Origin of the sequence: Glycomyces sp. NRRL B-16210 (assembly GCF_000719515.1) — a bacterium.
In the GTDB taxonomy this organism is placed as follows: Bacteria; Actinomycetota; Actinomycetes; order Mycobacteriales; family Micromonosporaceae; genus Glycomyces.
In genome coordinates this window covers 147,245-159,477 of sequence record NZ_JOGR01000005.1, presented here as the reverse complement: position 1 = coordinate 159,477, position 12,233 = coordinate 147,245, and the positions used below count along the sequence as shown (strand labels likewise).

Annotated in this window: 10 protein-coding genes; 2 read left to right on the top strand and 8 right to left on the bottom strand. The window is 72.9% G+C overall.

Features of this window, described 5'->3' with window-relative positions:
* Positions 1-14 precede the first annotated feature (14 nt).
* The 8 genes from IF12_RS0108625 to IF12_RS0108590 all read right to left on the bottom strand — a co-directional run bounded on the left by IF12_RS0108625 (position 15) and on the right by IF12_RS0108590 (position 8,873).
* Positions 15-1,850, bottom strand: a complete 1,836-nt coding sequence (locus tag IF12_RS0108625; RefSeq protein WP_051704140.1) for an acyl-CoA dehydrogenase — start codon at positions 1,848-1,850, stop codon at positions 15-17.
* The gene (locus IF12_RS0108620) at positions 1,847-2,857 is read right to left on the bottom strand and encodes a 3-oxoacyl-ACP synthase III family protein (RefSeq protein WP_030156940.1); all 1,011 of its coding nucleotides are present in this window, start codon (positions 2,855-2,857) and stop codon (positions 1,847-1,849) included. Before IF12_RS0108620 ends, IF12_RS0108625 begins: the two co-directional genes overlap by 4 nt.
* A 2-nt stretch (positions 2,858-2,859) precedes the next feature.
* Positions 2,860-3,888, bottom strand: coding sequence for a beta-ketoacyl synthase N-terminal-like domain-containing protein (locus IF12_RS0108615; protein ID WP_051704139.1), 1,029 nt, complete (start codon positions 3,886-3,888; stop codon positions 2,860-2,862).
* A 733-nt stretch (positions 3,889-4,621) separates the two neighbouring features.
* A complete protein-coding gene (locus tag IF12_RS0108610) occupies positions 4,622-5,833 on the bottom strand; it encodes a beta-ketoacyl synthase (protein WP_030156935.1) in 1,212 nt (403 codons plus the stop codon).
* Complete coding sequence (locus IF12_RS26100; protein WP_030156932.1) at positions 5,830-6,069, bottom strand: phosphopantetheine-binding protein; 240 nt, start codon at positions 6,067-6,069, stop codon at positions 5,830-5,832. Before IF12_RS26100 ends, IF12_RS0108610 begins: the two co-directional genes overlap by 4 nt.
* A 178-nt stretch (positions 6,070-6,247) precedes the next feature.
* On the bottom strand, positions 6,248-7,057 hold the full coding sequence (locus IF12_RS0108600) for an SDR family NAD(P)-dependent oxidoreductase (RefSeq protein WP_051704138.1): 810 nt from the start codon (positions 7,055-7,057) through the stop codon (positions 6,248-6,250).
* Positions 7,054-7,794 carry an AfsA-related hotdog domain-containing protein gene (locus IF12_RS23895; protein WP_030156927.1) on the bottom strand — a complete coding sequence of 247 codons (741 nt, stop codon included), beginning with the start codon at positions 7,792-7,794 and terminating at the stop codon, positions 7,054-7,056. The genes IF12_RS0108600 and IF12_RS23895 overlap by 4 nt, the downstream gene beginning before the upstream one ends.
* 329 nt (positions 7,795-8,123) lie before the next feature.
* Positions 8,124-8,873, bottom strand: a complete 750-nt coding sequence (locus IF12_RS0108590; protein ID WP_051704137.1) for an IclR family transcriptional regulator — start codon at positions 8,871-8,873, stop codon at positions 8,124-8,126.
* A gap of 402 nt (positions 8,874-9,275) precedes the next feature.
* Here IF12_RS0108590 and IF12_RS0108585 point away from each other — a divergent pair, with 402 nt between their 5' ends.
* Both IF12_RS0108585 and IF12_RS0108580 read left to right on the top strand, forming a co-directional pair.
* Entirely contained in the window at positions 9,276-11,093 is a 1,818-nt protein-coding gene (locus tag IF12_RS0108585; protein ID WP_030156922.1) for an ABC transporter substrate-binding protein, read from the top strand.
* The gene (locus IF12_RS0108580; protein WP_030156920.1) at positions 11,090-12,232 is read left to right on the top strand and encodes an ABC transporter permease; all 1,143 of its coding nucleotides are present in this window, start codon (positions 11,090-11,092) and stop codon (positions 12,230-12,232) included. The genes IF12_RS0108585 and IF12_RS0108580 overlap by 4 nt, the downstream gene beginning before the upstream one ends.
* Position 12,233: the final 1 nt, after the last annotated feature.

The window sequence follows — 12,233 nt, the reverse complement described above, 5'->3', positions numbered from 1 at the left end:
CAATGGCCGGAGCGTCACCGGTTGCGCACGTTCACATGGCGGGGTTGGACGACACGGTCGGCAGGCCGCTCCTCCCACGGCGACGCGTGGAGTCCGAACTCGGCGGCGAAGGCGGAGAGGTAGTCGTCGGCGGCCATGAACGTGCCGGTGAACGCCTGGTCGACGCCGAAGGCGTCCACCATCACGGCGGCGCGGGGCAGCAACCGGTCGCAGGCCTCGTGGGCGATCCTCTCGGCGGTGTCGAGATCGGTCGGGCCGATCAGTCCGCAGCGCAGGAGGGCGCCGGCGCGGCGCCGCAGCCACGAGACGCCGTGGAGGAGCAGCAGATCCGGGTCCGCGCCGACCGCGAAGCGCTCCATCAGCAGCCGCTCGGCGTAGACGCCGGCGGTGTCCAGGGCGAGCTCGGACCGGTCGTTCCAGGCGGTGAACTCGTCCTCGCCTCCCTCGCGGGCCGCCGCGAGCCGGTCGCGCAGAAGCGCATGGAGCCGGTGCTCGCAGGAGCGGGCGAGGTCGAGGAAGTCCTCGCCGGTGTCCAGCGCGGGCGGCGGGTCGTCGGCGGGCGGTTCGTAGCCGGCGTTCGCGGCCATGTTGCGGGCGGTGTCGAGGCGGATCAGGGTGTTGTCGCCTCCGGCGGACCGGTAGGCGTGCGCGGCGGAGAGGTAGGACATGAGCAGCGGCGTGCCCACATAGGCCGGCGCGCCGCAGCGCTCGCGGCAGGAGGCCGCGACGCGTTCGGCCGTGTCCACCGCGACCGCTTTGAACAGCGGCAGCAGCGGGTCGACCGCGGACCAGGGGGCCCAGACGGCGGTGGGACGGGACGGTTCCGTGGTGTCGGTTGCGGTGGGGCTCGTCGGAGCACTGCCGTCGGAGGCGCTGCCTTTCGAAGCGCTGTCGGTGAGGGTGGTGAGGGCGAGGGCGTCGGCGAGGGCGCCGAGCAGCTCGACGTGCTGGTTGCGGCAGTCGAGTACCGGCCGGGCGGCGGCGAGGGCGTCGGAAGTCGTGCGGGTGAGCGAGTAGCGGATCGCGATGGCGGAGGCGGCGCGGGCCATGCCCGCGGAGGCGGCGGTGAGGGCGAGCCAGGTCTCGGCGCCGGGGCTCATGGAGCGGCGCAGCCGCGCTTCGGGCGAGCCGAGCGGGTCGGTGCAGCGCCCGGCCTCGTCGATGGTCGCGCCGTCGCTGAGCCAGGCGGTGAAGGGGAGCCGCACATGGTCGAAGGCGACGGCGGCGTAGTCCGATGGCAGCGTCGCGACCTCGGGGGCCGGGCTGATCACGAGGCCCGGCGGGATGCCGTGGCCGCCGCCGAGCGGCACGGCGAAGCAGAAGACGCCGCAGTCGACGCCGCCGGTGATGAGGCGCGCGTGGACGAGGGCGGTCTTCGGGGAGTCGGCGGCCGTGGCGGTCGGGAACTTGACGGCGTCCACGCTCGGGGTGTGGAGGACGAATTCGCCGGTGGCGGGGTCGAAGCGGGCCTCAGTGCGGATCGTGCGGTGGCTGCCGCTGCGGCCGGCCTCGGTGAGGAGGAGGACACCGGTGTCGCCGTCGCGTTCGAGGCGGGCCAGTGCGGCGGCGGGGTCGGCGGCGAACTTGGCGATCCCGTTGAGGCACAGGGTGTAGTGGACGAGGAGGGCGTGGAAGAGGGCGGGGTCGCGGATCGCGGTCCAGGAGGCGAGGTCGCAGAGGCGGGCGCGGTCGGCCAGGAGGTCGGCGGCGGGGCCGACTGCGGAGCGCAGGCGCCGCAGCCGCCGGTAGGTGTCCCGGTGGAGCTGCTCGGCGGTGAGCCCGGAAGGGCGGTCGTAGGCGGGGTGGGCGAGGAGTTCGCGGAAGTCGTCGGTGCTGTCGTCAGTGGTCATGCTCGGGCCTTTCTCGGGTTCGCCGCGGTCCAGTGGATCAAGGTCGCGCCCCAGGTGAGTCCGGCGCCGATCGCGATGAGGAGCACGCGGTCGCCGGGTTGGAGGCGGCCTTCGGCGTCGGCGGCGGCGAGCGCGGTGGGGATCGAGGCCGCGCCGATGTTGCCGAGGCGTTCGCCGATGACGGCGAACTTGGCGAACGGGATCGCGGCGTGCTCGGCGAAGATCCGCAGGGTCCGCGGGTTCGGCTGGTGGGGTACGACGAGGTCGATGTCGTCGAGGGTGATCCGGTGCTCGGCGAGGATCTCGGCGAGCATCCGGTCGAACAGCTCGGGGAGGGCGCGGCGGATGGCGGGGGCGTCCATGCGGATGTGGTGGGCGCCTTCGGCGAGGGTGCCGGGGCCGGCGGGGAGGCGGCTGCCTCCGGCGGGGATGAGGACGGTGTCGGCGCGCGTGCCGTCGGAGCCGAGGCGCACCGATGCGAGGCCGCCTTCGGGGACGGCGCCGAGGACGCTCGCTCCGGCGCCGTCGCCGAACAGGACGGCCGTGGAGCGGTCGGCGGGGTCGAGGAAGCGGGAGTAGACCTCGACGCCGATGACGAGGGCGTCGCCGGAGCCGGGGTGGGCGGCGAGCCAGTCGCGGGCGAGGCCGAGGCCGAAGAGGTAGCCGGCGCAGGCGGCGCCCACGTCGAAGGCGACCGCGCGGCCCGCGCCGAGGTGCGCCTGGACGCGGCAGGCGGTGGAGGGGCCGAGTTCGTCCGGTGTGGAGGTGCCGACGACGATGAGGCCGAGGTCGTCCACGGTGCGCCCGGCGTTGTAGAGGGCGGCCCTGGCGGCGTGGGCGGCGAGGTCGGAGGCGGCCTGGTCGGGTGCGGCGCGGCGCCGTTCGCGGATGCCGGTGGCGTCGAGGATCCACTGCGGGTCGGCGCCGAGCGGCGCGGCCACGGCAGTGTTGTCGGCGATGTGCTCGGGCGCGTAGGCGCCGGTGCCGAGGAGGCCCCAGGAGGTCACGTTCAGGTCCTTCCGATGAGGCAGCAGGCGAGGCCGCGGCGGTCGATGGTGGTCGCGGCGAACGCTTCGCCGCTCGGGCGGCGTTCGGCGGCGGCGGTCTCCAGGAGGGCGAGGAGCGCGAATCCGGCGGTGGCGGCGGAGGTGTCGCCGAGGTGGGCGTGGGCGGTCAGGCGGCGGGCGCTGGGGCCGAAGACCGCTTGGAGGGCTTCGGTCTCGGCTTCGGCGTGGCCGTCGAGGTCGGCGCCGGTGGCGATGGCGCGCACGACTTCGGGTCCGGTGCGGGCGGCGGCGAGGGCGCGGCGCAGGGCGGTTTCGAGGGCGGCGGCCGGGTCGGTGCCCGGGAGGGCGAGTTCGGTGGTGACGGCGGTGATGCGGGGTCCGGGCACGCCGTTGGCGGCGACGAGGCGGAGCATGACGCAGCCTTCGCCGATCGGGGACGCGGGGGCGGCCGGTGGCCGGGCCCGGTGTTCGAGCCAGGCGCGGGCGGGGGTGGCCTCTTCGCTCGCGCCGCAGAGGACCTGGTCGACGCGGCCGGAGGCGAGCAGCCGCTGCGAGAAGCGGAGGGCGAGGGCCATGGCGCTGCGTCCGCCGGGGATGGTGACGTTGGGTCCGGTGAGGCGGTGATGGATGGCGCATTGCCCGGCGGCGTAGTTCATGACGCCGACGGGGATGCGGCCCGGGTCGATCTGGTGGGGTTTGGCCTTGGTGAGGGAGTCGGTGCCGAGGTCGAGCATGGTCTGGAGGCTGCCGGCGGTGGTGGCGAGGACGAGTCCGGTGCGGGCGCGGTCGGCGGGTTCGGAACGGTGGAGGAGTCGTCCGGCGGTGGCGACGGCGAAGGCGGTGGCGCGGTCCATGGAGCGGATGCCCTTGGGCCCGATCTCGACGGCGGGGTCGAAACCGGGGACGGTGCGGGCGCCGGTGGGAGGGAAGGCGGCGTCGTGGGAGGTCGGTGGCGGGTCGGCAGGGGTGAAGGCCGCGGAGTCGGGGCCGAGGGCGGACCAGGAGGCGAAATCGGCGATGCGGACGCTCATGCGGTGCTCCTCGAAGGAGGGGAACCGAGCGCAAAGCGCCCGGGGCCGGAAGTGAGATAGAAGCGGAAAGCGAGTTCGGGGCCGCACAAGGCAGCGCTGAGGGTGGCCGAGCCGAGACCGGCCGGGAAGGGCCGGTTCGGCAGGACACCGCCCGGTTGACTGCGAAGGCCGGAGTCCGGAGGATCGGCAACGGGTGCCCCGCCAGTTTCGGCGCGCCCTGCGGAGCGGGGGCAGTTCCGCGAGACGCGGCCAGTCTGACCACGCGGGCCGGAAACCGAACAGTCCGCCGCGAGAGCTCCGCCGCAGTTGGCGCAAGCAGAAGCACCCCGGGCGACCGGCTCGGGGAACGCGGCGCCGGGCAGACTCAAGGGGACACCGCCCAGGCCGGAAACCCGGCAATCGGCGCCGAACGCCCCGCCGATTCCGGTGCGCCCAACGGAGCCAGGGCGGTTCCGTGGGACACCACCGGTCTGACCATGTAGGCCGGAAATCGAACGGTCCCCAGCGAGCGCCCCGCCATCACCGGCGCAAGCAGCGGCACCGAGGGAAACCGACTCGGGGAAGACCGGGCGAGGAAGGCTCGGCTGGCGCGTCGAGACACCGTCTGGCTGACTGCGCACACCGGCGGCCTGAGGGCCCGCGGCGAACGAGCCACGGCCGCCGCCAGTGCGCACATCGGCACCGCGGGTGGTCGACTCGGGACCGGTGGGGCCAAACCGAATTGGCAGTTTTGTCATCGCTCTGCCTGTCCGATGAGGACTACCGCGTTGGAGCCGCCGAAGCCGAAGCCGTGGTTCTCCACCACGCGGAGCTTCGCCGCACGGCCCGTTCCCGGCACGCAGTCGACGCCGCACGCCGGATCGGTGCGGCGGTGGTTGACCGTCGGCGGCAGGAACTGCGCGTCGAGCGCCACCGCCGCCGCGATCGCTCCGAGCGCCGACGAAGCGCCCATCGCGTGCCCGAGCATCGGCTTCACCGCGACCACGGGCGGCAGGGACTCGCCGAAGACGCTCCGGATCGACCGGGCCTCGTTGACGTCGTTGACAGGCGTTCCGGTGCCGTGGGCGCAGATCGCGTCCACATCAGAAGGTTCCAAACCGGCGTCCTTGAGTGCCAGGCGGATGCACTCGGCCACTGAGGCGCTGTCGGGGGCGACTGGATGGAGGCCGTCGCAGTTAGAGGCCGCGCCGATCAGTTCACCGATGACGCGCGCGCCGCGCGCCTCGGCGTGGTCGAGCGCTTCGAGGACCAGCACCCCCGCGCCTTCACCGACCACCGTGCCCGCGCGGTCGGTGTCGAACGGGCGGCAGGCGTCCGGCGCCAGCGTCCCGACCCGGTGGAACGAGGCGAACATGCGCCGGGAGAACGAGTCGGCCCCGCCGCACAGCGCGATGTCGGCGTGCCCGAGCCGGATCGCATCGAGCCCGTAAGCGATGGCGTGGTTCCCGGCGGCGCAGGCGGCGGCCACGTCGAGCGGTTCGGCGCTCGACAACGCCAGGTCGCGGGCGACCTGCACGGCGAGGCCGCCGGTGTAGCGCAGCGCGGTGGCCGCCTCGATGCCGGAAGGTCCGGCTACGGCGGACTCAACAGCGAGGCGGTCCTCTTCCCGGGCCTCGGTGTCGCTGGTGCCCAAGGCGATGAGGACCGCCTCGTCACGCAGGTCGGCCGGGTCGAGGCCCGCGTCCGCCAGAGCGAGGCGGGCCGCGGCGATCGCGAAGGCGGCGGCGCGGCCGGTCTCGGCGGGGTCGAGGCGTTCGAGCCATGTTTCGGGATCGAAGTCCTGGACCTCGCAGCCGTGGTGAATCTGGAAGCCCGTGGTGTCGAAGGCGGTCACGGGCCGCAGTCCCCCGCGCCCGGCGAGCAGCGCCTCGGCGAAGGCGGCGCGGCCGGTGCCGATGGGGCTGACCGGCCCGAGCCCGGTGACCGCGACGCGGCGCGCGCTCACGGCCGGTCCTCGGTGCCGAGCCGGTCGCGGACGTCGGAGAAGCGGGCGGGCGGCGCGTCGGGGTCGGGCTCCAGGCCGAAGTCGTCTTCGAGGACGGCGCTGATCTCGGCGATCTGAAGCGAGTCGGCTTCGAGGTCCTCGCGGAAGTCGGCCTCGTCGGTGAGTTCGGCGGCGGCGACTTCGAGGATCAGGGCGATCCGGTCCCGGGCGGCGGCGACGGGGTCGGTGGCGTTCATGCGGGCTCCGTTCAGCGGTGGGAGGTTCGGAGTTCGAGGTCCTCGGAGGTGGGAAGTTCGCGGTTCAAGGTTTTCGGGAGCGGAGGTTTCGGCGAGGCCTTGGCGGCGGCGCTTTCGGAGGCGGTGCTCTGGAAACCACCGCCTCCGAAAGCGGCGCTTTCGGGCCGCTCGCTCCGGTTCAGGCCGCGAGGCGGCCGAGGTGGAGCAGGTCGCGGGCGACGGAGGACAACTGGCTGGTGAGCCCGCCGTCGAGGACGAGAACGGCGCCGGTGACCATGCGGGCCCCGTCGCCGCTGAGGTAGACGGCCGCGTCGACCACATCCTCGGGCGTGCCCCAGCGGTCCTGCGGGACCTCGTTCTGGAGGGCCTGCTTGACCGCGGGGACGCCGGTGAACCCGCCGGTGAGCTCGGTGTCGATCCAGCCGGGGGCGACGGCGTTGATCCGGACGCCGTCGCGGGCCCATTCGACGGCGAGGGTCTGGGTCAGCGAGACCAGGGCGGCCTTGCAGAGGGCGTAGAGCGCGAGGCGAGGCGCGCCGCCGAGCCCGGCGACGGAGGTGACGTTGAGGACCGAGCCGCCGCCGTTCGCGGTGAGGTGGGTCCCGGCGAGCCGCAGGAGCCGCACCGTGGGGTCGAGGTTGAGGCCCCGGGTCCGTTCCCAGTCCCCGTCGGTGAGGGAGAGGAACGGTCCGGAGTGGAAGAAGCCGCCGGCGTTGTTGACGACGATGTCGAGGCCGCCGAGGCCCTCGACCGCTTCGCCGAACGCTTCGGTGAGGCGGTCGGGATCGGTGACGTCGCAGGTGAGGGCCACGGCGTCGCGGCCGCGTTCCTTGATCTCGGCGGCGACGGCGTCGAGCGCCTCGGTGCCGCGGGCGAGGATCGCGACGTCCGCTCCGGCGTCGGCGAGGCCGAGGGCGATGGCGCGGCCGATGCCGCGGGAGGCCCCGGTGACGAGGGCGCGGCGGCCGGCGAGAGGCGGATTGCTCATCGGTGCTCCAAAGTGGTGGTTTCGGTGGTCCGGGCCGCGGCGCGGGCCCGGTCGCGTTCGAGGCGGTCGAAGAGGGCGCGCCCGTAGGCGCGGGAGCGGAACCGCATGGTCGCGATCTCGTTGCCGCTCTGGTGGATCGTGACGGTGGCCTCGAGTTCGAGGATCTCGGGCGCGGGGTGGCCGACGCGGTCGGCGCGGAGCTCGACGTGGGCGGGCAGCGGGAACAGGAAGGCCGCGAAGGCGAGGTCGAGGCCGCTGGTGGTGAAGACGAACTCCCCCGGGCTCGGCAGCAGGTAGCGCTCGGTGACGCCCATGGCCATCTGGACGCCGGCTTCGACCTCGACCATGCCGGGCAGGTGGCCGGTGCCGTTGTCGCGGTCGGCGAAGGGGGCGGCGTCGGGGTGGAGGACGAGTTCGGCGCGCCAGTGGAAGGTGGCGCTCTCGCGCAGGTCGGCGATGAGGACGTTGCGCGGGTCGCGTTTGTGCAGTCCGGCCGCGACGGGTTCGCGGTGCGGGTAGGGGGCGGCGGTGAGGTTCGCGGCCGCGAGGGCGGCGGTTTCGACTTCGGCCCATTCGGTCTCGGTGACGCCGAGCGCGGGGACGAGCGCGACGGCGCCCGTCGGGTCGAGGGCGCCCGAGCGGAGGGCGTCGAGGGCCTGGTCCACGGTGAGGGCGCCCGTGTGGGCGGCGAAGCGCGCGAACGGGCGGCCGACGATCCGAAGCGGGGTTGGGCGCATGGAACGAAGGTAGGGGCGGTGAGGCCGATGTGGACCGGGTTCGGTCCGGGTGTTCCGGGGCCTGGAACGAAACCGTTCCGGAGTGCGGAACGGACCGTTCAGTGCATAGGAGGCGTTACGGCTCGCGTACGTCGCCGGGCGCGGTGGCGGAGCGTGCGGGAGAGGACTCGCCGAGGGTCGGGTCGGGTCGGGTCGGGTCAGGTCGGGTCGGGTCGGGTCGCCGATCATGCGACCGATCCGATGCCGCCCGAACCGCTCACCGCCCGAACTCCCCGCCGCGCGGCGGGCGGCGGCGTGCGGCGACAGAGCGGGCGGTCAGATCGCGGGCCTCAGTGCTGGAGTGCTTCTGAGGCCCGCTTGGCTATGTGGCGCAGTTGCGCCAGGTGCTCGGCGGGCTGGAAGCCGCGCACCGGTCCGGCGAGGCCGATCGCGGCGACGGCCTGGCCGTTCACGCCGGTGACCGGCGCGGCCGCGCCCCAGAAGCCGAGGAGGTGCTCCTCGCGTTCGAGGGCGATGCCGCGCAGTCGGGTTTCGGCGATGGCGGCGTCGAGCGCGCTCCGGCTGCCGATGCTGTGCCGGGTGAGCCGCACCAGGGCGGCCTCGCGCAGGTAGCGCTCGGCCGCGGCCGGGTCGAACGCGAGCAGCGCCTTGCCCGCGGCGGTGCAGTGCAGCGGGACGGAGCCGCCGATGCGGTGCAGCACGTCGGTGTAGCGGTGCGGGTGGAGCAGTTCGAGGAACCGGGCCGTGTCGCCGTCGGCGGTCGCGAGGGCGACCACGTGCCCGACCCGGCCGTACAGCTCCAGTGCGAAGGGCTTGAGCACCTGGCGCAGCCGCGCCGCTCCCGGGGCGTCGGGCTCCTCCCAGCCGCCTGCGGCCGCGAGCTGGTAGCGGCGCTCGGCCCGGTGGACGATCCCGTGGACCTCCAGGTCCGAGAGCAGCCGGTGGACGGTGGTCTTGGGGAGCCGGGTGCGGCGTGAGAGCTGCGAGACGCCGACCGGTTCGCGGTGCAGCGCGAGTTCGCGGAGCAGGACGATGAGTTTCGCGGTGACGCCGCGCGGGGACGACTCGGGATCGCTCACAGTGGAACCTCTTGGGGTGAAGCCGGTGACGGCGGGGTCGCAGACTGTGTTCATTCTCCGCGAAGGCCGCGGGCCCGCCATGCGACTGCCGGATTCCCGACAATGAGTGTCACTCTTCGGAAGGAGGCGCCGCGGGCGGGCAGGTCGCGCGGGGAATCGGGACGAAAGCGGCGCGTCCGGATGCGGTCGAGCGCGGCGGGTCCCGCCGGTAGGGACATCCGCGCATACTGCGGCAATGAAAACTTTCTTCACATCGTTGACAACTTGAGAAGACTTCCGTCATTCTGTTCGGTACATCGAGGACCCGCGGCCATCCAGATCTTCGGCCCGCGGGCCTCGCCGAGACCTGCCGCGAACCACGTGAGCCCAACGCCCGGAACCGAATGCGAGGATCTGCGCTCCATGAATCCCCACTCCCTCACCCGGCGCCTGCTCTGCGCCGCGGCCTCGCTGACGCTGTCGGCGGGAGCCCTCGCGGTCGCCGCTCCCGGCGCCGCGGCCCAGGACAGCGAGGTCGACACGCTCCTGGTCGCCACCGACCAGGAGGTCGACACCTTCAACCCGTTCAAGCGGCGCTTCATCATCACCTACAACACCAGCATCATGACGTACGAGACGCTCGTCAGGATGGGCGCGGACGACTACGAGCCGGTCCCGGGCCTGGCGACCGAGTGGTCGGAGTCCGAGGACGGTCTGACGTGGACCTTCGCGATCCGCGAGGGCGTCGAATGGTCCGACGGCGAGGCGCTGACGGCCCACGACGTGGCCTACACGTACGGGCTGCTCATCGAGAACCAGGCGATCCACGACTGGAACATCGACTTCGCCGGGAACCTGGTGAGCGCCGAGGCGACCGACGACGCCACGTTCGTGCTCACCCTCGCCGAGCCGGCCCCCGCCGAGGTGCTCAGCCGCGAGGTGTTCATCGTCCCCGAGCACGTCTGGTCGACCTACGAGGACCCGTCCGCCGACGACGCGAACGAGCTGCCGCTGGTCGGCTCCGGGCCGTTCCAGGTCACCGAGTACCAGGCCGGCGAGTACCTGCGCCTCGAGGCCAACGAGAGCTACTGGGACGGCGCCCCGGGCTTCGACGAGATCGTCTACGACTACTACGCCGAGACCGACGCGGCCGTGGCCGCGCTCGAAGCGGGCGAGGTGGACATCGTCAACGGGCTCAACCCGGCCCAGATCGGGGCCCTGGAGTCCCAGGACCACGTGACGGTCAACAACGCGCAGGGCCGCCGGTACGTGTCGCTCACCCTCAACCACGGCGCCGTCACGCAGGACGGCACCGAGTTCGGCGACGGGCACCCCGCGCTCCAGGACCCGGTGGTGCGCAACGCGATGCACGCCGCGATCGACAAGCAGGCCCTGGTGGACACCGTCCTCGACGGCAACGGCGACCCCGCGACCTCGCTCATCCCGAAGATCTTCGGCCAGTGGCACTGGGACGGCGGAGGCGACCTGGTCGAGTTCGACCTGGAGGCGGCGAACGCGATGCTCGACGACGCCGGGTACGAGCGCGGCGACGACGGCGTCCGCACGATGCCCGGCGGCGGGGAACGGCTGAGCTTCCGGTTCTTCCACCACGCCGACAACACCGACTACGCCACGATCGTGGACTTCCTGGTCGAGTGGTGGGCCGAGCTGGGCCTGGAGATCGAGGCCGAGCCGATCGAGCAGGCAACGCTGAACGACCTGGCCTACCTGGGCGAGTTCGACATCGCCTTCTCCGGATGGGGCGTGGGCCCGAACCCGACCGAGCAGCTCGGGATGCACACCTGCGCAGTGCTGCCGACCCTCACCGACGGCTCGGAGCGCTCCAGCGAGAACTCCTACTGCAACCCCGACTTCGACGCGCTCCACGAGCAGCAGAAGGTCGAGTCCGACCCCGACGCGCGGGCCGAGCTGGTCAAGGAGCAGCAGCGGCTGCTCTATACCGACGCGCCCGTGATCTGGCTGTACTACCAGAACGTGCTGGAGGCCTACAACCACGACAAGGTCACCGGGCTGCGCACGCAGCCGGCCGACGGCGGCATGATCACCGGCCAGCAGGGCTTCGCGTGGGCGTACCTGGAGGCGCGGCCGGTCGACTCGGACGACGCCGGCGGGACCTCCGTGTGGGTCTGGGTCGCCGTCGCCGGGGCGATCGTCGTCGTCGCCGCGGCCGGACTCGCGTTCACCTTGCGACGCAGGAAGACCGCGGACGAACGCGAATGACCGAGAGCACGCCGTCCGAGGGTGATCCCGCCGAGGGGCCCGAGGACGCCACGACCGCGAACGGACCCGCGACCCGGCCGTCCGATCTCGCCACGCCCGCGGACGGGGCCTCGACCGAGGCTCCGTCCGCGCGGCGGCCCGCGGGCCGCAGGGGCCGCGTCTCCAGCGGGTTCGGCCGCTACGTCGCCAAGCACGTCGGCGGCGCGGCCGTGTCGCTCCTGCTGGTGCTGTTCTCCTCGTTCTTCATCTTCCGGCTCATCGCCGGGGACCCGATCGACCAGCTCACGAGGGAGCGCCCGGTCTCGCCGGAGGAGCGCGCCGCGATGCGGGCCGAACTCGGGCTCGACGAGCCGATGTGGCGCCAGTTCTGGGACTACATCACCGGCACGCTCACGATGGACCTCGGCGACTCGTTCCAGTACCGCAGGCCCATCTTCGACCTCATCGTGGAGCGGCTCCCGGCGACGCTCCTGCTCTCGGGCACCGGCATGGTGCTCGCGGTCCTGCTCGGGTTCTGGATCGGGGCGCGCACCGGCTGGCGGCAGGGCAGCCGGTTCGACCGGGGCCACGTCGCGACCGGGCTCGTGCTGTACTCGGCGCCGACGTTCTGGCTCGGCATGATCGTGATCCTGGTCTTCGCCCGGTACCTGGGGCTGTTCCCGGTCAACGGGATGCGCTCGCCGAGCACCCCGCCAGACTTCTGGTCGCAGGCGGTCGACATCGGCCACCACCTGGTGCTGCCGGTGCTCACCTACACGGCGGTGGTCTACGCCGGGTACCTCATGATCATGCGCTCGTCCATCCTGGACGAACTGGGCGGCGACTACCTGACCACCGCGCGGGCCAAGGGCCTGCGCGACGACGAGGTGCGGCGCAGGCACGCGGTGCCGAACGCGCTGCTGCCGACGGTCACGCTCGTGTTCCTGGCGCTCGGCTCGGTCGTCAACGGCTCCATCATCACCGAGACCGTCTTCAGCTGGCCCGGCCTCGGACGGCTGTTCGTGCAGTCGATCTTCTACCCCGACCGGCCGGTCCTCCAGGCGCTGTTCGTGCTGTTCTCCAGCTCCACCATCCTCGCGGTGCTGTGCGCGGAGATCCTCTACTGGTTCATCGACCCGCGGATGCGAAGGTCGGGTTAGG

Bases quoted from the DNA above. Each gene is read 5' to 3' on its own strand.
- IF12_RS0108625 (WP_051704140.1), bottom strand. From the start codon at position 1,850: ATGACCACTGACGACAGCACCGACGACTTCCGCGAACTCCTCGCCCAC.
- IF12_RS0108615 (WP_051704139.1), bottom strand. From the start codon at position 3,888: ATGAGCGTCCGCATCGCCGATTTCGCCTCCTGGTCCGCCCTCGGCCCC.
- IF12_RS26100 (WP_030156932.1), bottom strand. From the start codon at position 6,069: ATGAACGCCACCGACCCCGTCGCCGCCGCCCGGGACCGGATCGCCCTG.
- IF12_RS0108600 (WP_051704138.1), bottom strand. From the start codon at position 7,057: ATGAGCAATCCGCCTCTCGCCGGCCGCCGCGCCCTCGTCACCGGGGCC.
- IF12_RS23895 (WP_030156927.1), bottom strand. From the start codon at position 7,794: ATGCGCCCAACCCCGCTTCGGATCGTCGGCCGCCCGTTCGCGCGCTTC.
- IF12_RS0108585 (WP_030156922.1), top strand. From the start codon at position 9,276: ATGAATCCCCACTCCCTCACCCGGCGCCTGCTCTGCGCCGCGGCCTCG.
- IF12_RS0108580 (WP_030156920.1), top strand. From the start codon at position 11,090: ATGACCGAGAGCACGCCGTCCGAGGGTGATCCCGCCGAGGGGCCCGAG.